The sequence below is a fragment of the Streptomyces fulvoviolaceus genome (assembly GCF_000718165.1).
GTDB classification, from domain to species: Bacteria; Actinomycetota; Actinomycetes; order Streptomycetales; family Streptomycetaceae; genus Streptomyces; species Streptomyces fulvoviolaceus.
The window spans coordinates 97445-119505 of the sequence record NZ_JOEY01000021.1; the positions used below are offsets into that span (position 1 = coordinate 97445).

The following is a 22061-nucleotide window of genomic DNA, read 5'->3' on the forward strand; positions in this document are numbered from 1 at the left end:
AGACGTCGTACGGCCGACTACTCCTGCTTCTTCCGCCGCGTCCCGAACACGATCTCGTCCCAGCTCGGCACGTCCGCCCGGCGCCCCGGGCGGACGCCGTCCGCCTCGGCCTGGCGGTCGGTGGCGCCGACGAGACGGTCGCGGTGGGCACCGACGGAGCGCGGCATGAGGACGTCCGCGTAGGCGGAACCGGCCGAGGCGGCGGGCGCCGGCGGCTCCTCCTCCTCGGGCTCGGGTGCGGGCTCCTCGGTGGCGGTGGTCGTCTCGGACACAGTCGTGGACGCGGTCGGCCGCTCCGGTACGACCATGTCGCCCCGGAAGCTCGGCACCGCCTCCAGCAGGCTGGTCAGCGAGTCCCGCTCACTCGTGCTCTCCTCGGCGGCGGGCTCGGTCGACGGCACGGGCAGGCTCGGCCCCGCCCGGTCGAGCGCACGGTCCAGCGGGCGGTCGCGCGGCAGCCGGGCGATACGCGGTACGAAGGGGAAGCTGGGTTCCGGCGAGGCGGCGAGGTCCTCGGACTCGCCGATCAGCGAGCGCGCCTCCTCGTCGACGGCCTGGACGAGCCGCCGGGGCGGGTCGTACGTCCAGCTCGCCGAGTGCGGTTCGCCCGCGACCCGGTAGACCAGCAGGACCTCCCAGGTGCCGTCGTCGCGGCGCCACGAGTCCCACTGGACGGTCTCCTTCTCGGCGCCGCGCAGGGTCAGGCGCTCCTGGACGGCCTCGCCGAGCTGTGGTCCGGCGTTCTCACCGGGCCGACGGACCGGAGTCTTCCGGGCCCGTTCGGCCATGAAGGCACGCTCGGCCAGCACGGGGCCCTCGAAGCGGCGTACCCGGTCGACGGGGATGCCTGCCATCTGTGCGACTTCTTCCGCGGACGCACCGGCACGTATACGCGCCTGAATGTCGCGGGGGCGGAGATGGCTCTCCACCTCGATCTCGATCTGGCCGAGGCGGGGACGGTCGCCGCGTACAGCGGCGCGCAGACGCTCGTCAATCGGAAGCGTGTACTCCGTGCTGTCCGCAGCCTTCAGCACCAGCCGTGTGCCGTCATTGGAGACGGCCACGACACGCAGTTCGGGCATGGGGACCTCCCGGGTGGTGCCTGCCGACGTCACGTGCGTCGCTGCTTCCGCTAGTCGAGTGTGGCCTGCCCGGGTGCAGCCTGCCACAACCTTGCCGAGTTGCCCGGCGTGTCGGGCGCAGGCCCTGGAACGCCGTTATGGCACGGTTACCTATTCGCAACGCTAAGTGACCAACTCCGTCACCCTGTGCAACTGGCCCCCTCCTGGCGCTCCTTGAAGGCCACGGACGCCCTGGCGGGAGACCGCACCCAGGGCTCGCAACAGTACTCCATTCGGGCCACGTGCGTGGATTGGCGCGCCGCCCAACTTCTTGCAAGAGACGGGACTTGGCCGTCCGCTGCCCGGTTTTCGGGATCTTGAACGTGGCGTACTTCACGGAATCACCAGAAACGGAACTATTGGTTTCGTTCGTACGTCCTTTTCTCGTGCAGTTGGTTGAACAAGCATGGGAAAGGCAGGAAAGGCCCCGGGATGCGTGAAAGGCCCGATGTCAGGAAGAAGCGGATCGATCTGAACGTCCCTCAAGTCGCGGGTGGCGCGGTGGCCGCGGTGGTGGCCGCCAAACTCGCCTCGTACTTCGGGGTCTACGGCACGATCCTCGGCGCCGGTGTCGTGAGTGCCATCGCCACCTGTGGGGGCTCCGTCTTCCAGCACTTCTTCAGACGCACCGGCGAACAGCTCCGTGAGGCGACGGTCGCGCCCAAAGCCCTGGGCCAGGAGCCGCCAGCCGTCGGAGAGTTCACGGCAGGCACCGTCTACCGCGCCCGGGTCAGGAGCTGGAAGCGACCGGTGCTCGCGGCGGCGCTCGTCTTCGGGGTCACCATGGCCGGCATCACCACGTACGAGCTGGCGTCCGGCACCAGCTTCAGCGGCGGCAAGGGCACCACGGTCAGCAGCGCCGTCACGGGTCAGGACTCGTCGTCCTCGAAGTCCGGCGACGGCACGCCCACTTCGACCACCTCGGGGACCCCGTCCGCCCCGGCCGACGACAGCACGCCGTCGAACGGTGCCACGTCGAGCGGCGACACGACGTCCAGCCCGACGCCGACGCCCAGCACCTCGGACGACAGCGGGACCCCGAGCCCCACGCCCAGCGAGTCCGCTACGACCCCAACACCCTCCGCAAGTAGTCGTTCTGGAAGCGCCGATCAGGATCAAGACGATCCCGCAGGGCAGTGAACTCGCCGAAGCGGGGGTATACCCCGGCGAAGTACTCGGCGTCCCGCGTGTGCACCTTGCCCCAGTGCGGGCGCCCCTCGTGCGCGGTGAGGATGCGCTCGGCGGCGGTGAAGTACCTCTGATAGGGCGTGCCCTTGACCATGTGGACCGCGATGTACGCGCTGTCGCGGCCCGATGCCGTCGACAGGGTGATGTCGTCGGCCGGGGCGGTGCGCACCTCGACGGGGAAACTGACCCTCAGGCCGGACCGGTCGACCATCGTCTTGAGCTCACCCAGCGTGTCGACCACGGCCTCGCGCGGGACGGCGTACTCCATCTCCACGAACCGCACCCGGCGGGGCGATGTGAAGACCTTGTAGGGAATGTCCGTGTAGGTCCGCGCGGACAGCGCCTTGCTTGAGATCTGGGCGATCGAGGGGATCGTGGCGGGCGCCGCGCGGCCGACCCACTGGGCCACCTGGAAGACGCCGTTGGAGAGGAACTCGTCCTCGAACCAGCCCTGGAGCTGCGGCACCGGCTTCTCCGGGCCCGCGCTGCGGTTGTTGCGCTTGGTGTTGGTGTTGCCGGTGTGCGGGAACCAGTAGAACTCGAAGTGCTCGTTCTCGGCCCAGAGTTCGTCGAAGGCGCCGGTGACCTTGTCGAAGGTCATGGGCTCCTCGCGGGCCGTGAGCAGGAAGATCGGCTCCACCGCGAAGGTGATCGCGGTGACGATGCCCAGGGCGCCGAGACCGATCCGGGCGGCCGCGAAGACCTCTGGGTTCTCCTTCTCGGAGCAGGTGAGGACCGAGCCGTCGGCAAGGACCAGCTCAAGGGCCTTGATCTGGGCGGCGATCGAGGCCGACTCGCGGCCGGTGCCGTGCGTGCCGGTGCTGGTCGCGCCGGAGACCGTCTGCTCCATGATGTCGCCCATGTTGGTGAGCGAGAGCCCTTCGCGCGCGAGGGCCATGTTGAGCCTCTTGAGCGGGGTACCGGCCTCGACCGTGACCGTCAGGGCATCCCGGTCGATGGTGCGGATGCCGGTCAACAGTTGAGGGCGGATCAACACACCGTCGGTGGCGGCGATCGACGTGAAGGAGTGCCCGGAGCCGACGGCCTTCACCTTCAGGTCGTCCTCGGCGGCCTTCCGTACGGCGGCGGCCAGCTCCTCGACGGAGGCCGGAGTGACCTCCCGCGCGGGGCGGGCGGCGACGTTGCCGCCCCAGTTACGCCACGTGCCGTTCTTCCCGCTCGCTGTGCTGCTCAACGACGCCTCCCCGACGCGGAGCCGGCCTGCTGAGCCGGCGATACCCCAGGAAACCGACCGCGACCGCGACGGCCCCGGACACCGCCGGAACCCCGTACCCGGCACGCGCACCGGCCGCGTCGATGACCCAGCCGGCCGCCGAGGAGCCGAGCGCGACCCCGACCGCGAGCCCGGTGCTGATCCAGGTCATGCCCTCGGTCAGTTGCGCGCGTGGTACGTGCTGTTCGATCAGGGACATCGTCGTGATCATCGTGGGAGCGATGGAGAGGCCCGCAACGAACAGCGCCACGGCCAGAAACGGCAAGCTTCCGACCAGTAGGAGGGGGATCATACTCACGGCCATCGCGCATATGCCCAGCAGCCAGCGAGGTTCGGGCGCTCCCTTGAAGTGCAGCAGCCCGAACACGAGCCCGGCCACGCAGGAGCCCGCCGCGTACAGCGCGAGGACGACGCTCGCGGCGCCCTTGTGCCCCTGCTCGTCGGCGAAGGCCACGGTGACCACGTCGACGGCCCCGAAGATCGCGCCGGTCGCCACGAAGGTGGCCACCAGGACCTGGAGACCGGGCGCGCGCAGCGCCGAACCGCCGGAGCCGTGCCGCTCGCGCGGATGCGGCGCCGGCTCGGTGGCCCGCTGCGCGGTCAGCCAGAAGACACCCACCGCCAGGAAGCAGGCGGCGAGCAGCGGACCGGCCTCCGGGAACCAGGCCGTGGACAGACCGATGGAGATGATCGGCCCGAAGATGAAGCAGACCTCGTCGATCACGGACTCGAAGGAGTACGCGGTGTGCAGCTGCGGGGTGTCCCGGTACAGGGCCGCCCACCGGGCCCGGATCATCGCACCGATGCTGGGCACGCACCCGATGCCGGCGCTGAAGACGTACAGCGTCCAGTCCGGCCACTCGTAGTGCGCGGCGAACAGCAGCCCGGCCGCCGCCACGAGCGAGATCAGCGTCGCCGGACGCAGCACCCGCCGCTGCCCGTACTGGTCCACCAGTCGCGAGACCTGCGGACCGGCCACCGCGGCGGCCAGCGCGATGGTGGCCGACAGCGCCCCCGCGAGCCCGTACCGCCCGGTGAGCTGGGAGACCATCGTGACCACGCCGATGCCCATCATCGACAGCGGCATACGGCCGAGGAACCCCGCGGCGGAGAAGCCCTTGGAGCCGGGGGCGGCGAACAGGGCGCGGTAGGGGCTGGGCACGGGGGTCTCCGGTCACAGGGAGCAGCGGCGGCTCGGTAAGGCGTGAAGGTGGCTGATACAGCTTACGAGTGAGGTGACCCTAACGCACCTGCTCGGGCAGTCCGGGAACCCGGGTGGTCACCCCACCGTTTCCCGCCTGTCAGTACCGGATGACAGGATCGACCCATGCGAGACGCGCTCGATGCCACCCCCTACGACGCCCTGCTCCTGCTCTCGTTCGGCGGCCCGGAAGGCCCCGACGACGTGGTCCCGTTCCTGGAGAACGTGACGCGCGGGCGCGGCATCCCCAAGGAACGACTCAAGGAAGTCGGGCAGCACTACTTCCTGTTCGGCGGGGTCAGCCCGATCAACGACCAGAACCGTGCCCTGCTGGACGCCCTCCGCAAGGACTTCGCCGACCACGGCGTGGACCTGCCGGTCTACTGGGGCAACCGCAACTGGGCCCCTTACCTCACGGACACCCTGCGCGAGATGGTCGCCGACGGCCGCCGCCGCATCCTGGTCCTCGCCACCAGCGCCTACGCCTCCTACTCGGGCTGCCGCCAGTACCGCGAGAACCTCGCCGACTCGCTGGCCGTCCTGGAGGCCGAGGGCCTCGAGCTGCCGAAGATCGACAAGCTGCGGCACTACTTCAACCACCCCGGCTTCCTCGAGCCGATGATCGACGGCGTGCTCGAGTCCCTCGCCGACCTCCCCGAGGACGTCCGCGACGGCGCCCACATCGCCTTCTCGACCCACTCGATCCCGAACGCGTCCGCGGACAGCTCCGGCCCGGTGGAGGATCACGGCGACGGCGGCGCGTACGTGAAGCAGCACCTGGACGTCGCCCAATGCATCGCCGACGCCGTCCGCGAGCGCACCGGCGTCGACCACCCCTGGCAGCTCGTCTACCAGTCGCGCTCCGGCGCCCCGCACATCCCGTGGCTGGAGCCCGACATCTGCGACCACCTGGAGGAGCGGCACGAGTCCGGCGTCCCCGCGGTCGTGATGGCCCCCATCGGCTTCGTCTCCGACCACATGGAGGTCCTCTACGACCTCGACACCGAGGCCAAGGCCAAGGCCGAGGAACTGGGCCTGCCAGTGCGCCGGTCGGCCACGGTCGGAGCCGACCCGCGCTTCGCCGCCGCGATCCGCGACCTGGTCCTGGAGCGCGCGTCGGTCGAGCGCGGCCAGGAGGTCACCCCCTGCGCCCTGGGTGCCCTCGGCGCGGACCACAACCTCTGCCCGGTCGGCTGCTGTCCCGCCCGCGCCCCCCGCCCCGCAGCCGCGGGCGCCGACAGCCCGTACGCGTGAGGAGCCCCGTGACCGACCCCCTGCACCAGGAACTGCTGAAGCTGGCCCAGGAGGCCGCCCGCCGCGCCGGCGAACTCCTGCGCGACGGGCGCCCGGCCGACCTGGCGGTGGCCGCCACCAAGTCGAGCCCCATCGACGTCGTGACCGAGATGGACATCGCGGCGGAGAAACTGATCACCGACCTGATCTCCGCACACCGCCCCGACGACGGCTTCCTCGGCGAGGAGGGCGCCTCCGTCCAGGGCACCTCCGGTGTCCGCTGGGTGATCGACCCGCTCGACGGCACGGTCAACTACCTGTACGGACTGCCCACTTGGGCCGTCTCCATCGCGGCCGAGCAGGACGGCGAGACCATCGTCGGGGTGGTCTACGCCCCGATGCGGGGCGAGACGTACCACGCGGTCCGCGGCGCGGGCGCCTGGGCCACAGGGGCCTGGGAGGGCGAGCGCGCACTCGCCTGCCGCCCTGCCCCGCCCCTGGACCAGGCCCTGGTCTCGACGGGCTTCAACTACGTCTCCGAGGTCCGCGCGCACCAGGCCGACGTGGCCCAGAGGCTCATCCCCCTCCTGCGCGACATCCGCCGCAGCGGCTCCGCGGCGGTCGACCTGTCCGACGTGGCCGCGGGCCGCCTCGACGGCTACTACGAGCGCGGTCTGCACCCCTGGGACCTCGCGGCGGGCGACCTGATCGCCCGTGAGGCGGGCGCCCTGACCGGTGGACGCCCCGGAGAGCGCCCCGCACACCATCTGACGGTGGCCGCCACCCCCGGCGTCTTCGAGCCCCTCCAGCAGCTCCTGGAGGACTTCGGCGCCTGGCACGACTGAGCGGTCGGCGGTCGGCAGAACGGCAAAAACAAGCGGGACCCGGTGCTGGATTCACCGGGTCCCGCTGTCATACCGGTCAAGCAAGGGCCGTACAAACGAGCTGTACAGACGCTAGAACGCGCCGACCTCCACACCGTGCTCGGCGGCGAGGCGGCGCAGGTCGTCGAGCTCGGCCTGTTCCACCTCGACGAGGAAGTCGTCGCCCTCGTCGCGAGCCCGGGTCAGGTCGGTCTCGGTCGCCCTTATGCGCTGCAGAAGTCCTGCGGTGAATGCGTCCATGCTGCGCCCCCTCGTCCTGGGTCGTGGGTCGATGGCACGGGGGTGTGCCGTTCGGAAGGGGCGATCACGTCTCCAATGGGTGCCCAGCGCTGCCCGGTGCTGGGCGGCGACGGTGCCGGACACCCACGCCCGCTCTGCGGAAGCGGATCGCGACGTACCGCATGGTGGTGCGGCACAAGCAGAGCGTGATCGCGGGGTGTAAAGCCGTCCTCCCCCCGCTCCCTTCCACGGAAACCTCAACCGCCGGAGAAAATCCCGCATTCCCGCTCTCTCACCTGTCCTTCAGACTCCGCGTCCCCGTCTTACAGCCGACTTATGGCCGAAAAGGGCAGGATGGAGGTCAACACACTCACCAAACCCCCTGCCCGCGCCTGCCCGAGAGGCGCTACGCGGGTGGACACAGGAAGGACAAGCGACGTGCGCGTACTCGTCGTCGAGGACGAGCAACTGCTCGCCGATGCGGTGGCCACCGGACTGCGCCGGGAGGCCATGGCCGTCGACGTCGTGTACGACGGTGCGGCCGCCCTGGAACGCATCGGCGTCAACGACTACGACGTGGTCGTCCTCGACCGTGACCTCCCGCTCGTGCACGGCGACGACGTCTGCCGCAAGATCGTCGAACTCGGCATGCCCACGCGCGTGCTGATGCTGACGGCGTCCGGCGATGTCAGCGACCGTGTCGAGGGCCTGGAGATCGGCGCTGACGACTATCTGCCCAAGCCCTTCGCGTTCAGCGAGCTGACGGCACGCGTGCGTGCCCTCGGCCGGCGCACCAGCGTGCCGCTGCCGCCGGTCCTGGAACGCGCCGGCATCAAGCTCGACCCCAACCGCCGCGAGGTCTTCCGGGACGGCAAGGAGGTGCAGCTCGCGCCGAAGGAGTTCGCCGTCCTGGAGGTGCTGATGCGCAGCGAGGGCGCGGTCGTCTCCGCGGAGCAACTGCTGGAGAAGGCCTGGGACGAGAACACCGACCCGTTCACCAACGTCGTGCGGGTGACGGTCATGACCCTGCGCCGCAAGCTGGGCGAGCCGGCGGTCATCGTCACCGTGCCCGGCTCCGGCTACCGGATCTGATCGGCTGTGGCCGCCGCACCCGCGCCGCCTCAGGCGCCTCCGAAACCGACCTGGGACCCGCGTCGGGTGCAGCCCCCCTTCCCGTGGCTGCGCCCGACCATCCGCATAAGGCTCACGCTGCTGTACGGCGGCATGTTCCTGATCGCCGGCATTCTGCTGCTGTCGATCATCTACCTGCTGGCCGCCCAGGCGCTGAACGTGGGCAGTGACCTGCCCTTCAAGATCACCGAGGGGACGGTCACCAGCGACATCTGCGACCTGCCCTCCAAGGCCTCGCCCGACGTGTTCAACAGCGCGATGAGCGCCTGTGTCGGCCAGCAGCGCCAGCACGCCCTGGACAACCTGCTCAGCCGCTCGCTGCTGGCCCTGCTCGGCCTCGCGATCATCGCCTTCGCCTTCGGGTACGCGATGGCCGGCCGTGTCCTCTCGCCGCTCGGCCGCATCCTGCGCACCGCGCGCGCGGTGGCGGGCTCGGACCTGTCCCGCCGTATCGAGCTGGACGGCCCGGACGACGAGATCAAGGAACTGGCCGACACCTTCGACGACATGCTGGAGCGCCTCCAGCGGGCGTTCACGGCCCAACAGCGGTTCGTCGGCAACGCCTCGCACGAGCTGAGGACACCGCTCGCGATCAACCGCACGCTCCTCGAGGTGCACCTGTCCGATCCGGGCGCGCCGATGGAGCTGCAGCAGCTCGGCAAGACGCTGCTGGCCACCAACGAGCGCAGTGAGCAGCTCGTCGAGGGGCTGCTGCTGCTGGCCCGCAGCGACAACCAGATCGTCGAGCGCAAGCCGGTCGACCTCGCCGAGGTCGCCGAGCAGGCCGTCGACCAGGTGCACGCCGAGGCGCAGGCCAAGGGCGTGGTGATCCGCGGCGACCAGAAACCCGCGGTCGTCCAGGGCAACGGCGTGCTGCTGGAGCGGATCGCCCTGAACCTCGTCCAGAACGCCGTGCGGTACAACGTGCCGGAGGGCGGCTGGGTCGAGGTCACCACGGACGTCCAGCACGGCCAGGCGGTCCTGGTCGTGTCGAACACGGGCCCGGTCGTGCCGGCGTACGAGATCGACAATCTCTTCGAGCCGTTCAGGCGGCTGCGCACGGAGCGTACGGGCAGCGACAAGGGCGTCGGCCTCGGTCTGTCCATCGTCCGGTCCGTGGCCCGGGCGCACGGCGGGCACATCTCGGCGACGCCCCGTGAGGGGGGTGGGCTCGAGATGCGGGTAACCCTGCCGGTCTGAGATCATGGCCCCCGCACTGGGGTCGACATACTGGGATGTTCGCTTTGCGCGGAATTTTCGGGGCGCCAAGTGGACAGTTCCGTGTGTGATCGATCACAAGGGAGAATTTCCGGCCATCTACTCTCCGTGATCATGCACCCTATCGGAAAGCCGGAAAAATCCGGGTTTTCGAGGGTCTTGATCACGGGAAGTACACGGTGAGACGCCTTTGAAGTGCGGGATTCGGACCGTGTACGGTCCCGATCGCCATCCAACCCGATCACTCAAGAGGAGTCCGGTTGGGTGTCGATTGAGTAACAGACCTTGATGTGAGGCAAAATCTCCGCCTCAGGTCGGGCACAAGTCCGGCCTCTCACGCGTTACGTGCGCTGGAGACACCGCAGACACCCAGAGGGGGAGAGCGACATGGCAACGGATTACGACACCCCACGCAAGACCGACGACGACGTCGACTCGGACAGCCTTGAAGAGCTCAAGGCCCGTAGGAACGACAAGTCGACCTCCGCAGTGGACGTCGACGAGTTCGAGGCCGCCGAAGGCCTCGAACTGCCCGGAGCGGACCTCTCCAATGAGGAGCTGGCCGTCCGGGTACTGCCCAAGCAGCAGGACGAGTTCACCTGCATGAGCTGCTTCCTGGTGCACCACCGCAGCCAGCTGGCCCGCGAGAAGAACGGCCAGCCGATCTGCCGCGACTGCGACTGAGGACGGGTCGGCCGTGACTGGCTCGACCCCTCCCCGGAAGCGCCGTCTTTCCCTGGGGAAGGCGGACCAAGGGCCGCTCGACGACCCTCACGGCGCGCGTGACGACGAGCGGGGCTCGCCCGGTACGGGAGCCTCGCTCGAACCGGCGGCCGCCCGGGCTGACCCCCCGGCGCCGACACAGACGCCCGCACCCGTCGCAAGGCGGCGTGTGGCGGCTATCCGGGACAAGGCCAGGGAAGGCGTCCGCAAGAGCGGCAGCCGCGCCAGGGCAGGCCTGGCGTACCTCGCCGACCGGATCATCGAGAACGCCCCGAGAATCCCCGTGAGGGACCTCGAGGCGCTCCGCAGACAGTTCCCGGGCCAGGGACCCGAGGAACTCGCCGACAAGCTCGTGACGGGCGCCTGTGGCGCCACGGCGACGGTCGGAGCCGGGATCGGAGCGGCGGCGATGCTGCCCGTGCCGCCGGCGATGCCGACGGAACTGGCCGCCGAGATCACCGGCGTGGCGGCGATCGAGCTGAAGCTGATCGCCGAACTCCACGAGGTCTACGGCGTACGCCCGCCCGGCAACCTCAAGCAGCGCAGCACCGCGTACCTGAACTCCTGGTCGGGGGAGCGCGGGATCGACGTGAAGAAGCCGTCGACGGTGAGCACGACGCTCAACAGCCACATGAAGCAGCAGCTGCGTCAGCAGATCATGAAGCGGACGGTCCGCAACCTGCCGAACCTGATGCCGTTCATGGTGGGCGCGGCCGTGGGAGCGGTCATGAACCGTCGGGACACGAGGAAACTCGCGGACCGGATCCGGGCGGACCTGCGCAAGGTCCAGGTGCCGTGGGACGCGCTGCCCGAACTGCCGGCGCTGGAGCGCCCGGCGGATCCGCTGGAGCTGGGAGACATCGCGAAGGAGCTCGGGCCCTGACCCGGGTGATCGGGCGCTGACTCCGGTAAGACTTCCGTGAGACTTCGGGCTTCACCCGCCGGGTGAAGCCCTGCGCAAACGTTCTACGCCGCGGCGGTCCGAGCCGCCTTCAGTGCGTCCGCCAGTCGCTCCGGCTCCCGCGTCGACAGGTACAGGTACGGCGTCGGGTCGTCCGGGTCCGTGACCTCCACCTTCAGCGCGGTGGGGATGTAGGCGCGCAGCAGCATGAAGGCGCGGGCGTCGGCCTTGTGCATGCGCCAGGCGCGGGCCTCTTCCGGGTCCAGGATCTCCGCCTCGCCCAGGGCCGACACCGGGATCTTCGCCTCGCCGGCGATCAGCGAGTCCCCCACGACGCGGATGCGCATCGAGCCGTAGGAGCTGGCCACGACCGCCGCCGCGGCGGTGCCGCCGGCCAGACCGCCGAGCATCGGCAGGGTGCCGAAGGGCAGCAGGATCAACGCCAGCGCGAACCCGACCAGGAAGGAGATCAGCCACCAGGAGCGGGGGGCGGTGAGGCGTTCTTCGTACGGGGTGGCGTGGGGCTGCATGAAGCCAAGCTTGGCACGGTGTCCGGTTGCCGCCGACGCGCGGGTAAGGTCTGCGGCTGTGAGTCGTAATTCCGCTGCTCTTGAGCCTCCCGCCGACGCCGTGAAACCGGTGCGTCACCCTGACGCCCCCGTGCCCGGTGAGCTGCTCGGTGCGCACTACGAGCAGTGTTTCGGCTGTGGCGGCGAGCAGCCCCACGGGCTGCACCTGGAGGCCCGGGCCGGCGAAGGGGTGTCGGTCATCGCCGAGTTCACCGTGCGGCCCGCCCACCAGGGCGCTCCCGGCCTCGCGCACGGCGGCGTCCTCGCGACCGCTCTCGACGAGACCCTCGGCTCGCTGAACTGGCTGCTGCGCACGATCGCGGTGACGGGACGGCTGGAGACCGACTTCGTACGGCCTGTCCCCGTGGGCACGGTGCTGTATCTGGAGGCCGAGGTGACGGCCGTCGCCGGGCGCAAGATCTACTCGACCGCCACCGGCCGGATCGGCGGCCCCGACGGGCCCGTCGCCGTCCGCGCCGACGCCCTCTTCATCGAGGTGAAGGTCGACCACTTCATCGACAACGGCCGCCCGGAGGAGATCCGGGCCGCCATGAACGACCCGGACCAGGTCCGGCGTACCCGTGCCTTCGAGGTGAACCCGTGAGCCGTGCCCCCCGTCGAGAACTCGCCGTGCTGATCCGGCGCGTCGACCCCGACGTACCGCTTCCGTCGTACGCGCACCCCGGCGACGCGGGAGCCGATCTGCGCACCACCGAGAGCCGTGAACTGAAGCCCGGGGAGCGGGCCGTACTGCCCACGGGGGTGTCTGTCGCGCTCCCGGAGGGGTACGCGGCCTTCGTGCACCCCCGATCCGGCCTCGCCGCCCGCTGCGGTGTCGCTCTCGTGAATGCCCCGGGGACGGTTGATGCCGGGTACCGTGGGGAGATCAAGGTGATCGTGGTGAATCTCGATCCGCACGAGTCGGTGCGGTTCGAGCGCTTCGACCGGATTGCCCAACTGGTCGTCCAGCAGGTCGAGAGGGTCCGCTTCCAGGAGGTCGCGGAACTTCCCGACTCGGCGCGGGCCGAGGGGGGCTTCGGGTCCACCGGTGGCCACGCCGCCGTGGGCGACGGGGGCGGCACCAGCGGTCAGGCCGCTGTCGGCGGCACAGCGGGTGGGAATCGATACGCTTCGGTCGTATCCGACCGGGAAGGACAGTGACGTGTTCGGACGTCGCAAGAAGAAGGGTGCCGCCGAGGACGCGGCCGGCGAGGCCGAGCAGGTCGTCGACAGTGTCGACACTGAGGCGGACGAAGAGGGCGAGCGCGAGCGTGTGAGGCTCGAGCCCGAGCCGCGGCCCGACGGGCCCTGGGACGACACCGAGGTGCGCGACCCCGCCGAGGGCCGTGTGGACCTGGGCGGGATCTTCGTGCCCGGCGTCGACGGCATGGAGCTGCGGGTCGAGGTCGCGGGCGACGCGATCGTCGCGGCCACCGTCGTCCTCAAGGACAGCGCCATCCAGCTGCAGGCCTTCGCCGCTCCCAAGCGCGAGGGCATCTGGGGCGAGGTGCGCGAGGAGATCGGCTCCGGCATCACCCAGCAGGGCGGCATCGTCGACGAGGTCGAGGGTCCGCTGGGCTGGGAGCTCAGGGCCCAGGTTCCGGTGCAGCTGCCGGACGGCACGGGCGGTTTCCAGGTCGTGCGGTTCGTCGGTGTGGACGGTCCGCGCTGGTTCCTGCGCGGTGTGATCTCGGGTCAGGGCGCGGTCCAGCCGCAGGCCGCGGGCCTGCTGGAGCAGATCTTCCGGGACACGGTCGTGGTCCGCGGCGAGGGCCCGATGGCTCCTCGCGACCCGATCGTCCTGAAGCTGCCGAACGACGCGCAGATGGTCCCCGAGGGTGTCCAGCAGGAGGACGAGGGCTCTCGCTTCTCCGGTGGCATGGGGCAGTTGCAGCGTGGACCGGAGATCACCGAGGTTCGCTAGCCGTACGACAGAGAGGGCCGTACCCCTGTTACGGGGTGCGGCCCTTTGTCATGCCCGTGTTTTCGTGCGTGGACCCTTGACGGTGCATTGGTCTGTACCTACGGTCTCCGCTCAACGCCTCTGTTCATAAAGGCGCTTTCCGTTCACATACAGGAACGAAAGGCCCCCCACGCATGCACAGAACCGCACTCCTCGCGTCCGCCGCAGCCCTCGTCGCCGGTGCTCTCGCCTGGCCCGCCGAGGCCGCCCCCGCCACCTTCGTCCACCCCGGAGTCACCGTCTCCCAGGGCCAGTTGGACTTCGCCCGCACCAAGGTCAACGCCGGCGCCCAGCCCTGGAAGGGCGCCTTCGACCGGATGCTGGCGAGCAAGTACGCCGACCTGAACCGCACGCCCAAGCCCCGTGCGGTCGTCGAGTGCGGCTCGTACTCGAACCCCAACTACGGCTGCACCGACGAGCGCGAGGACGCGATCGCCGCCTACACCGACGCCCTCGCCTGGTACGTCACCCGGGACGAGCGGTACGCCAAGAAGGCCATTCAGCTGATGGACGCCTGGTCCGCCGTCATCACGGACCACACCAACAGCAACGCGCCCCTGCAGACCGGCTGGGCCGGCTCCACCTGGCCCCGGGCCGCCGAGATCATCAAGTACACGTACCCGGGCGGCTGGTCGAACTCGGGGCGCTTCGCGACCATGCTCCGGAACGTCTACCTGCCCGAGGTGATCAACGGCTCGAACTCCAACGGCAACTGGGAGCTGTCGATGATGGAGGCGGCCGTAGGCATCTCCGTCTTCCTGGAGGACAAGACGTCGTACGACAAGGCCATGGCGAAGTTCCGCACCCGCACCGCCGCCTACGTCTACCTCGCCTCCGACGGAGACCTGCCGAAGACCGTGCCGAGCCAGAACCTCGACACCAGGGCGAAGGTCGTCGCCTACTGGCAGGGCCAGTCCACCTTCGTCACCGGACTCACCCAGGAGACCTGTCGCGACCTCACGCACACCGGGTACGGCATCTCCGCGATCTCGCACGTCGCCGAGACGAGCCGTATACAGGGGCAGGACCTGTACGGCACCGACGTGGGCGAGCGGCTGCGGCAGGCGCTCGGGTTCCAGGCCAGGTACGAGCTGGGGACGGCCGTGCCGAGCTGGCTGTGCGGCGGGTCGCTGAAGCCCGGGCTCGGGCCGGTCACCGAGGTCGGGTACAACGCCTTGCACCATAGGCTTGGCATGCCCATGACTAATACGCAGACGCTGACCGAGCGGAACCGCCCGGCCGGCAGCAACAATCTCTTCGTGGCCTGGGAGACGCTCACCCACGGGGACAACCCGAGCTGAAACCGTTGAAGTGCCGGGCGCCCGGTGGGGATACTGGCGCCCGGTTCACGGGGGAGGGCGTATGACTCAGGTGGTCACCGAGACCATGGTGCGGGTCGAGAACATCCACAAGTCGTTCGGGGACGGAGCCGCCGCCGTGCACGCTCTGCGCGGTGTCTCCTTCGAGGTGCCGCGCGGTGAACTGGTCGCCCTCAAGGGGCGTTCGGGATCCGGGAAGACGACGCTCCTCAACATCGTCGGCGGGCTCGACGCACCGGACGGGGGGCGGGTCGTGGTGGACGGGCTCGACCTCGCCGAGCTGGACGAGGACGGTCTGCTCGCGCTGCGCCGGGACCGTATCGGCTTCGTCTTCCAGTCCTTCGGACTCATCCCGATCCTCACCGCCGCCGAGAACGTCGGCGTCCCGATGCGGCTGCGCCGGGTCGAGGCACGCGCGCGTGAGGAGCGCGTCGAGCTGCTGCTGTCCCTGGTCGGCCTCGCCGACCACGCGAAGCAGCGCCCCGGCGAACTCTCCGGCGGCCAGCAGCAGCGCGTCGCCATCGCCCGCGCCCTCGCCAACAACCCCTCGCTCCTTGTCGCCGACGAGCCGACCGGCCAGCTGGACGCGGAGACCGGCCATGCCGTGATGGAGCTGCTGCGGGCCGTCGTGCGCAGCGAGAACGTCACCGCGCTCGTGGCCACCCACGACGCGACCCTGCTCGACCTGGCCGACCGGGTGCTGGAGCTGGGCGACGGGGAGATCGTCGGGGACTGAAGCCCGGGCGTCAGGGTTGCGTCAAAGACGGCCGTGAGGGCTTTACCGGCCCTTTTTGTCGCGATTGCTGGCCGTAAGGTCGACGCTGCGTGGACGGCAGTGGCGACGCTGCGTGGGCGACAGTGACCGGAAGACAATAGGACCCATGGGACGCGGCAAGCTTCGGATCTACCTCGGTGCGGCACCGGGCGTCGGCAAGACGTACGCGATGCTGTCCGAGGCCCACCGTCGGATCGAGCGGGGTACCGACTGTGTCGTGGCCTTCGTGGAGCATCACGGCAGGTCGCGTACCGAGGTGATGCTGCACGGTCTGGAGCAGATCGCGCGCAAGGAGCTGGAGTACCGGGGCCCGGTCTTCACCGAGATGGACGTCGACGCCGTCCTCGCCCGGCGCCCCCAGGTCGCTCTCGTGGACGAACTCGCCCACACCAACATTCCCGGCTCCCGGAACGCCAAGCGGTGGCAGGACGTGGAGGAGCTGCTGGCGGCGGGGATCGACGTGGTCTCGACCGTCAACATCCAGCATCTGGAGTCGCTGGGCGATGTCGTCGAATCGATCACCGGCGTACGGCAGCGGGAGACCGTGCCCGACGAGGTGGTGCGGCGGGCCGACCAGATCGAGCTGGTCGACATGTCGCCGCAGGCGCTGCGGCGACGGATGGCGCACGGCAACATCTACAAGCCGGACAAGGTCGACGCGGCCCTCTCGAACTACTTCCGGCCCGGAAACCTCACCGCGCTGCGGGAGCTGGCCCTGCTGTGGGTGGCGGACCGGGTCGACGAGTACCTGAAGCAGTACCGCAGCGACCACCGGGTGTCGAAGATCTGGGGTTCGCGGGAGCGGATCGTGGTCGGGCTGACCGGCGGTCCGGAGGGACGGACCTTGATACGGCGGGCCGCGCGGCTCGCCGAGAAGGGCGCCGGAGGCGAGGTGCTCGCGGTCTACATAGCCCGCAGCGACGGCCTGACCTCCGCCTCACCCAAGGAACTGGCCGTCCAGCGGACCCTCGTCGAGGACCTGGGCGGCACCTTCCACCATGTGATCGGGGACGACATACCGGCCGCGCTGCTGGACTTCGCCCGCGGTGTGAACGCCACCCAGATCGTCCTCGGCTCCTCGCGCCGCAAGACCTGGCAGTACGTCTTCGGACCCGGCGTCGGCGCCACCGTGGCCCGGGAGTCGGGGTCCGACCTCGACGTGCACATCGTCACCCACGACGAGGTCGCCAAGGGGCGTGGGCTGCCCGTCGCCCGGGGCGCGCGGCTCGGGCGGTCGCGGGTCGTGTGGGGCTGGCTGGTCGGCGTGGCCGGCCCGGCGGTCCTGGCGGTGCTGCTCAACACCGTGCACCTCGGCCTCGCCAACGACATGCTGCTGTTCCTGACGGTCACCGTGGCGGCGGCCCTGCTCGGCGGGCTGCTGCCCGCGCTGGCCTCGGCGGCGGTGGGCTCCCTGCTGCTGAACTACTTCTACACACCGCCCCTGCACCACTGGACCATCGCCGACCCGAAGAACATCGTCGCCATCGCGATCTTCGTGGGCGTCGGCGTCTCGGTGGCGTCCGTCGTCGACCTGGCCGCCCGCCGAACCCACCAGGCGGCCCGGCTGCGTGCCGAGTCGGAGATCCTGTCCTTCCTCGCGGGCAACGTGCTGCGCGGCGAGACCGGCCTGGAGGAGCTCCTCGAGCGGGTCCGGGAGACCTTCGGCATGGAGTCGGCGGCCCTGCTGGAGCGGGAGAGCGACGTCGACCCGTGGACCTGCGCGGGCCGGGCGGGCCTCGGGCCGGCTGTGGCGCGGCCGGAGGACGCCGACGTGGACATGCCGGTGGGCGACCACATGGCGCTCGCGCTGACCGGCCGGGTCCTGCCCGCCGAGGACCAGCGAGTGCTGGCCGCCTTCGCCGCCCAGGCCGCGGTCGTCCTTGACCGCAGCCGGCTGCAGGAGGAGGCCGACCAGGCCCGCACGCTGGCCGAGGGCAACCGGATCCGTACGGCGCTCCTGGCCGCCGTAAGCCATGATCTGCGGACACCGCTGGCCGGGATCAAGGCGGCCGTGTCGAGTCTGCGGTCCGACGACGTGGCGTGGTCGGAGGAGGACCAGGCCGAGCTCCTGGAGGGCATCGAGGAAGGCGCCGACCGGCTCGACCACCTGGTGGGCAACCTGCTCGACATGTCCCGGCTGCAGACCGGTACCGTCACGCCGCTGATCCGGGAGATCGACCTCGACGAGGTGGTGCCGATGGCGCTCGGCGGGGTGCCCGAGGACAGCGTGGAGCTGGACATCCCGGAGAGCCTGCCCATGGTGGCCGTGGACCCCGGGCTCCTCGAGCGGTCCGTGGCCAACCTGGTCGAGAACGCCGTCAAGTACAGCCCTGGGGGAGTGCAGGTCCTGGTCTCGGCCAGTGCCATCGCCGACCGGGTCGAGGTGCGCGTGGTCGACCAGGGGCCCGGCGTCCCCGACGAGGCCAAGGAGCGTATCTTCGCGCCCTTCCAGCGCTACGGCGACGCCCCGCGCGGTGCCGGAGTCGGTCTCGGCCTCGCGGTCGCCCGCGGTTTCGCCGAGGCCATGTCCGGCACCCTCAACGCCGAGGACACGCCCGGCGGCGGCCTCACCATGGTGCTCACGCTCCGTGCGGCGGGACCGCGCCCGGAGCTTCTCCACCCAGCGGAACCCGAAAGGCAGGTCACATGACCCGGGTGCTCGTGATCGACGACGAGCCGCAGATCGTGCGCGCCCTCGTGATCAACCTCAGGGCGCGCAAGTACGAGGTCGACGCGGCGCACGACGGCGCCACCGCCCTCCAGCTCGCCGCCGCCCGCCATCCCGACGTGGTGGTCCTCGACCTGGGTCTGCCCGACATGGACGGCGTAGAGGTGATCAGGGGCCTGCGCGGCTGGACCCGCGTGCCGATCCTGGTGCTGTCCGCCCGGCACTCCTCCGACGAGAAGGTCGAGGCGCTGGACGCGGGCGCCGACGACTACGTCACCAAGCCCTTCGGCATGGACGAGCTGCTGGCCCGCCTGCGGGCCGCCGTCCGCCGCGCCGAGCCCACCGGGGGCGGCGAGGACGACGTCCTGGTGGAGACCGACGGGTTCACCGTCGACCTGGCGGCGAAGAAGGTGCACCGGGACGGCAGGGACGTGCGGCTGACGCCCACGGAGTGGCATCTGCTGGAGGTGCTGGTGCGCAACACCGGCCGGCTGGTCAGCCAGAAGCAGCTGCTCCAGGAGGTGTGGGGGCCGTCGTACGGGACGGAGACGAACTACCTGCGGGTCTACATGGCGCAGCTCAGAAGGAAGCTGGAGGCGGACCCGTCGCATCCGAAGCACTTCATTACGGAGCCGGGGATGGGCTACCGATTTGAGAAGTGAGCTGTGGGTCGGCCGGGGGTCCGGGGGGTGTCCCCCCGGGAGATGCAGCATCACGGAGCCGGGATGGGGTACCGGTTCGAACGTCAGTGCCTTGGGTACGAAGCTGTCGGCGGGCCCCGGTACGCTTTCAGACATGAGTGCTGTCCCTCGTTCCGAGAAGCCGGTGGGCCGGTTCCGGCGCATGCTCGACCGGCTCTCCTCGTCGCAGGAGGACCTGGAGTCCGAGGAGCTGCGGGAGGACACCGAGACCGCGGGCTGCACGCGGATCGGCGACTGCCACGACCGCCAGGTCGTGACCGTTACTGGTACCTTGCGCACGGTCACCCTGCGGCCGCGTGCGGGAGTCCCGGCCCTGGAGGCCGAGCTGTTCGACGGCTCCGCCGCCCTGGACGTGGTGTGGCTCGGCAGACGCTCCATCGTGGGGATAGAGCCGGGGCGCAAGCTGATCGCATCGGGCCGGATCTCGATGAGCCGGGGCCGCCGCGTGCTGTTCAATCCGAAATACGAACTGAGACCCCTCGGACGGGAGTAGCCGGTGACGTCGCTCGACAAGCCGACCGAAGAGACCGAAGAAGCCGCGCGGGATGCCCGGGCGGTGACCGAGGCCGCGCTGTTCGAGGCGTTCGGCGGCGTGCGGGGCATGGTCGAGACGGTGCTGCCCGGCCTCCTCTTCGTCACCATCTTCACGATCAACAAGGACCTGCACCTGTCGGCGATCGCCGCGCTAGCGGTGTCCCTGCTGCTGGTCGTGGTCCGCCTGGTGATGCGGGACACCGTCAAGCACGCCTTCAGCGGTGTCTTCGGTGTCGCCTTCGGCGTCGTCTTCGCGATGATGACGGGCAACGCCAAGGACTTCTACCTGCCCGGCATGCTCTACACGCTGGGTCTGGGACTCGCGTACATCATCACGACCCTGTGCGGCGTCCCGCTGATCGGTCTCATCCTCGGTCCGGTCTTCAAGGAGAACCTCTCCTGGCGCACCCGCAACCCGGGCCGCAAGAAGGCGTATGCCAAGGCCAGTTACGCCTGGGGCGCGATCCTGCTCGCCAAGTGCGCGATCCTCTTCCCGCTGTACTGGTGGGCCAACACCGCCCAGCTCGGCTGGGTCCTGGTCACCCTCAAGATCCCGCCCTTCCTGCTCGCCGTCTGGCTGACCTGGGTCTTCCTCGCGAAGGCGCCGGCTCCCATCGACGTGTTCGCGGAGATGGAGGCGGAGGAGAAGGCCGAGGAGGAGCGGAAGGCCGCGCTGGCGGCGGAGCTTGGTGAGGCTGCGGGTGGGCGGCGGCACCGTCGGGAGGCGTAGTACCCGGCGGCGGTGTCGGGTTGTTTCGCCCCCGCCGCCCCTTCCCATTCCCATCCCTGGGGGCTGCCGCCCCCAGACCCCCGCATTCGGCCTGGACGGCCTCGTCCTCAAGCGCCGGACGGGCTGAGTGGGAAAGGGCGCCCTGGGATTCCAGGGCGCCCTTTGCCGTCGTAATTCCTGAAAGGCTCAGCTCGCCGCGTCCTCCCGGCGCACCGACAGCAGGTCCTCCAGCTGCTCCTCGCGGGCCTGGGCGGCCACGAAGAGGAGTTCGTCGCCCGCCTCCAGGGAGTCGTCCCGGGTCGGGGTGAGGACTCGGGTGCCGCGGATGATCGTCACCAGGGACGTGTCCTCCGGCCACTCGACGTCGCCGACCTGGGTGCCGGCCAGGGCCGACTCCTCGGGGAGGGTCAGCTCGACCAGGTTCGCGTCGCCGTGGCTGAAGCGGAGCAGTCGGACCAGGTCGCCGACGCTCACCGCCTCCTCGACCAGGGCGGACATCAGACGCGGGGTGGAGACGGCCACGTCCACGCCCCAGGACTCGTTGAAGAGCCACTCGTTCTTCGGGTTGTTCACGCGAGCGACGACGCGCGGGACGCCGTACTCCGTCTTCGCCAGCAGGGAGACGACCAGGTTGACCTTGTCGTCGCCGGTCGCGGCGATCACGACGTTGCAGCGCTGGAGCGCCGCCTCGTCCAGGGACGTGATCTCGCAGGCGTCGGCGAGCAGCCACTCCGCCTGCGGGACGCGCTCGACCGAGATGGCGGTCGGCGCCTTGTCGATGAGAAGGACCTCGTGGCCGTTCTCCAGCAGTTCGCCCGCGATCGAGCGGCCGACCGCACCGGCACCGGCAATGGCGACCCTCATCAGTGACCGCCCTCCTCTTCGGGACCCTTGGCGAAGGACGCCTCGACCGTGTCGACCTCGTCCGTGCGCATCATCACGTGGACCAGGTCGCCCTCCTGCAGCACCGTCTGCGAGGTGGGCAGGATCGCCTCGCCGAGGCGGGTCAGGAACGCCACGCGGACGCCCGTCTCCTCCTGGAGCCGGCTGATCCGCTGACCCACCCAGGCCGCGGAGGTGTGCACCTCGGCGAGCTGGACGCCGCCGGTGGGATCGCGCCACAGCGGCTCCGCGCCCGAGGGCAGCAGCCGGCGCAGCATCTGGTCGGCCGTCCAGCGGACGGTGGCGACGGTGGGGATGCCCAGGCGCTGGTAGACCTCGGCACGGCGGGGGTCGTAGATACGGGCCGCGACGTTCTCGATGCCGAACATCTCGCGGGCCACGCGGGCGGCGATGATGTTCGAGTTGTCACCGCTGGAGACGGCGGCGAACGCGCCGGCTTCCTCGATGCCCGCCTCGCGCAGGGTGTCCTGGTCGAAGCCGACCCCGGTGACGCGACGGCCTCCGAACCCGGAGCCCAGTCGTCGGAAGGCGGTGGGGTCCTGGTCGACCACGGCGACCGTGTGCCCCTGTTGCTCCAGGGTCTGGGCGAGAGCGGAACCCACTCTCCCGCAGCCCATGATGACGATGTGCACGACCGTCCTTCCGATGTCAAGAGTTACTGCTCAGCCACATCAGGGTCTCAGACCGAGGCCCAAGCTACACACGCGCGGTAGGACGACGGCACCCCTGTGCACGGTTGCGTCCCTGCTCGCGGGTCAGCGCCGGCTGATGCTGCGGACGCTGACCAGAGTCAGGACTCCGAGGCCGACGAGGGCGGCGGCGGCGCCGATCAGCTCTGCGGTCGCG

General features: G+C 70.1%; 23 protein-coding genes. 16 read left to right on the top strand and 7 right to left on the bottom strand.

Annotated elements, in window-relative coordinates:
- Nucleotides 1-17 precede the first annotated feature (17 nt).
- A complete protein-coding gene (gene sepH / locus IG08_RS0122845) occupies nt 18-1082 on the bottom strand; it encodes a septation protein SepH (protein ID WP_030605543.1) in 1065 nt (354 codons plus the stop codon).
- 471 nt (nt 1083-1553) lie between these two features.
- On the opposite strand from sepH, the gene IG08_RS57300 reads away from it, so the two are divergent.
- Entirely contained in the window at nt 1554-2261 is a 708-nt protein-coding gene (locus IG08_RS57300) for a hypothetical protein (RefSeq protein WP_078655698.1), read from the top strand.
- Here the strand turns inward: IG08_RS57300 and IG08_RS0122860 are convergent.
- Nucleotides 2185-3504 (bottom strand): D-arabinono-1,4-lactone oxidase, encoded by a 1320-nt coding sequence (locus IG08_RS0122860; RefSeq protein WP_030605549.1) that lies wholly within the window; start codon nt 3502-3504, stop codon nt 2185-2187. The two genes, IG08_RS57300 and IG08_RS0122860, sit on opposite strands and share 77 nt — an antisense overlap.
- A complete protein-coding gene (locus IG08_RS0122865) occupies nt 3464-4705 on the bottom strand; it encodes an MFS transporter (protein WP_030605551.1) in 1242 nt (413 codons plus the stop codon). The genes IG08_RS0122860 and IG08_RS0122865 overlap by 41 nt, the downstream gene beginning before the upstream one ends.
- Before the next feature lie 165 nt (nt 4706-4870).
- On the opposite strand from IG08_RS0122865, the gene IG08_RS0122870 reads away from it, so the two are divergent.
- On the top strand, nt 4871-5998 hold the full coding sequence (locus IG08_RS0122870) for a ferrochelatase (protein ID WP_030605553.1): 1128 nt from the start codon (nt 4871-4873) through the stop codon (nt 5996-5998).
- 8 nt (nt 5999-6006) lie between these two features.
- The gene (locus IG08_RS0122875; protein WP_030605556.1) at nt 6007-6822 is read left to right on the top strand and encodes an inositol monophosphatase family protein; all 816 of its coding nucleotides are present in this window, start codon (nt 6007-6009) and stop codon (nt 6820-6822) included.
- A gap of 111 nt (nt 6823-6933) precedes the next feature.
- Here IG08_RS0122875 and IG08_RS60710 read toward each other — a convergent pair whose 3' ends face one another.
- Nucleotides 6934-7101: a hypothetical protein gene (locus IG08_RS60710; RefSeq protein WP_199820890.1), complete on the bottom strand. Its 168-nt coding sequence runs from the start codon at nt 7099-7101 to the stop codon at nt 6934-6936.
- 417 nt (nt 7102-7518) lie between these two features.
- Here IG08_RS60710 and IG08_RS0122885 point away from each other — a divergent pair, with 417 nt between their 5' ends.
- From IG08_RS0122885 to IG08_RS0122900, 4 genes are all read left to right on the top strand, one after another.
- Nucleotides 7519-8172 carry a response regulator transcription factor gene (locus IG08_RS0122885; RefSeq protein ID WP_030605557.1) on the top strand — a complete coding sequence of 218 codons (654 nt, stop codon included), beginning with the start codon at nt 7519-7521 and terminating at the stop codon, nt 8170-8172.
- A 6-nt stretch (nt 8173-8178) separates the two neighbouring features.
- Complete coding sequence (locus IG08_RS0122890) at nt 8179-9411, top strand: sensor histidine kinase (protein WP_030605559.1); 1233 nt, start codon at nt 8179-8181, stop codon at nt 9409-9411.
- A gap of 405 nt (nt 9412-9816) precedes the next feature.
- Nucleotides 9817-10113: a DUF4193 domain-containing protein gene (locus IG08_RS0122895; protein ID WP_005481602.1), complete on the top strand. Its 297-nt coding sequence runs from the start codon at nt 9817-9819 to the stop codon at nt 10111-10113.
- Between the two features lie 13 nt (nt 10114-10126).
- Nucleotides 10127-11035, top strand: coding sequence for a hypothetical protein (locus IG08_RS0122900; RefSeq protein ID WP_078655699.1), 909 nt, complete (start codon nt 10127-10129; stop codon nt 11033-11035).
- Between the two features lie 83 nt (nt 11036-11118).
- Here IG08_RS0122900 and IG08_RS0122905 read toward each other — a convergent pair whose 3' ends face one another.
- Nucleotides 11119-11583, bottom strand: a complete 465-nt coding sequence (locus IG08_RS0122905; RefSeq protein WP_030605565.1) for a DUF3093 domain-containing protein — start codon at nt 11581-11583, stop codon at nt 11119-11121.
- A gap of 58 nt (nt 11584-11641) precedes the next feature.
- On the opposite strand from IG08_RS0122905, the gene IG08_RS0122910 reads away from it, so the two are divergent.
- From IG08_RS0122910 to IG08_RS0122950, 9 genes are all read left to right on the top strand, one after another.
- The gene (locus tag IG08_RS0122910) at nt 11642-12226 is read left to right on the top strand and encodes a PaaI family thioesterase (RefSeq protein ID WP_030605567.1); all 585 of its coding nucleotides are present in this window, start codon (nt 11642-11644) and stop codon (nt 12224-12226) included.
- Nucleotides 12223-12783 carry a dUTP diphosphatase gene (dut, locus tag IG08_RS0122915; protein ID WP_030605568.1) on the top strand — a complete coding sequence of 187 codons (561 nt, stop codon included), beginning with the start codon at nt 12223-12225 and terminating at the stop codon, nt 12781-12783. The genes IG08_RS0122910 and dut overlap by 4 nt, the downstream gene beginning before the upstream one ends.
- A gap of 1 nt (nt 12784) precedes the next feature.
- Nucleotides 12785-13546 carry a DUF3710 domain-containing protein gene (locus IG08_RS0122920; RefSeq protein WP_030605571.1) on the top strand — a complete coding sequence of 254 codons (762 nt, stop codon included), beginning with the start codon at nt 12785-12787 and terminating at the stop codon, nt 13544-13546.
- A gap of 173 nt (nt 13547-13719) precedes the next feature.
- Nucleotides 13720-14886, top strand: a complete 1167-nt coding sequence (locus IG08_RS0122925) for an alginate lyase family protein (protein WP_030605573.1) — start codon at nt 13720-13722, stop codon at nt 14884-14886.
- 61 nt (nt 14887-14947) lie between these two features.
- The gene (locus IG08_RS0122930; RefSeq protein WP_030605575.1) at nt 14948-15640 is read left to right on the top strand and encodes an ABC transporter ATP-binding protein; all 693 of its coding nucleotides are present in this window, start codon (nt 14948-14950) and stop codon (nt 15638-15640) included.
- A gap of 145 nt (nt 15641-15785) precedes the next feature.
- On the top strand, nt 15786-18329 hold the full coding sequence (locus IG08_RS0122935; protein WP_030605577.1) for a sensor histidine kinase: 2544 nt from the start codon (nt 15786-15788) through the stop codon (nt 18327-18329).
- The gene (locus tag IG08_RS0122940; protein ID WP_030605579.1) at nt 18326-19009 is read left to right on the top strand and encodes a response regulator; all 684 of its coding nucleotides are present in this window, start codon (nt 18326-18328) and stop codon (nt 19007-19009) included. The genes IG08_RS0122935 and IG08_RS0122940 overlap by 4 nt, the downstream gene beginning before the upstream one ends.
- Nucleotides 19010-19142: 133 nt before the next feature.
- Complete coding sequence (locus IG08_RS0122945) at nt 19143-19541, top strand: OB-fold nucleic acid binding domain-containing protein (protein WP_043454926.1); 399 nt, start codon at nt 19143-19145, stop codon at nt 19539-19541.
- Nucleotides 19542-19544: 3 nt separating this feature from the next.
- A complete protein-coding gene (locus IG08_RS0122950) occupies nt 19545-20312 on the top strand; it encodes a DUF3159 domain-containing protein (RefSeq protein ID WP_030605581.1) in 768 nt (255 codons plus the stop codon).
- A gap of 186 nt (nt 20313-20498) precedes the next feature.
- On the opposite strand, the gene IG08_RS0122955 is transcribed toward IG08_RS0122950, so the two are convergent.
- Entirely contained in the window at nt 20499-21176 is a 678-nt protein-coding gene (locus IG08_RS0122955) for a potassium channel family protein (protein WP_030605584.1), read from the bottom strand.
- Nucleotides 21176-21847, bottom strand: coding sequence for a potassium channel family protein (locus IG08_RS0122960; protein WP_030605586.1), 672 nt, complete (start codon nt 21845-21847; stop codon nt 21176-21178). The genes IG08_RS0122955 and IG08_RS0122960 overlap by 1 nt, the downstream gene beginning before the upstream one ends.
- Between the last annotated feature and the right edge of the window lie 214 nt (nt 21848-22061).

What these genes read in the sequence shown, in the direction of transcription:
- IG08_RS0122905 (WP_030605565.1), bottom strand. Translation starts at nt 11,583, where the DNA reads ATGCAGCCCCACGCCACCCCGTACGAAGAACGCCTCACCGCCCCCCGC.
- IG08_RS0122870 (WP_030605553.1), top strand. Translation starts at nt 4,871, where the DNA reads ATGCGAGACGCGCTCGATGCCACCCCCTACGACGCCCTGCTCCTGCTC.
- IG08_RS60710 (WP_199820890.1), bottom strand. Translation starts at nt 7,101, where the DNA reads ATGGACGCATTCACCGCAGGACTTCTGCAGCGCATAAGGGCGACCGAG.
- sepH (WP_030605543.1), bottom strand. Translation starts at nt 1,082, where the DNA reads ATGCCCGAACTGCGTGTCGTGGCCGTCTCCAATGACGGCACACGGCTG.
- IG08_RS57300 (WP_078655698.1), top strand. Translation starts at nt 1,554, where the DNA reads ATGCGTGAAAGGCCCGATGTCAGGAAGAAGCGGATCGATCTGAACGTC.
- IG08_RS0122955 (WP_030605584.1), bottom strand. Translation starts at nt 21,176, where the DNA reads ATGAGGGTCGCCATTGCCGGTGCCGGTGCGGTCGGCCGCTCGATCGCG.
- IG08_RS0122945 (WP_043454926.1), top strand. Translation starts at nt 19,143, where the DNA reads ATGAGTGCTGTCCCTCGTTCCGAGAAGCCGGTGGGCCGGTTCCGGCGC.
- IG08_RS0122930 (WP_030605575.1), top strand. Translation starts at nt 14,948, where the DNA reads ATGACTCAGGTGGTCACCGAGACCATGGTGCGGGTCGAGAACATCCAC.
- IG08_RS0122940 (WP_030605579.1), top strand. Translation starts at nt 18,326, where the DNA reads ATGACCCGGGTGCTCGTGATCGACGACGAGCCGCAGATCGTGCGCGCC.
- IG08_RS0122935 (WP_030605577.1), top strand. Translation starts at nt 15,786, where the DNA reads ATGGGACGCGGCAAGCTTCGGATCTACCTCGGTGCGGCACCGGGCGTC.
- IG08_RS0122925 (WP_030605573.1), top strand. Translation starts at nt 13,720, where the DNA reads ATGCACAGAACCGCACTCCTCGCGTCCGCCGCAGCCCTCGTCGCCGGT.
- IG08_RS0122895 (WP_005481602.1), top strand. Translation starts at nt 9,817, where the DNA reads ATGGCAACGGATTACGACACCCCACGCAAGACCGACGACGACGTCGAC.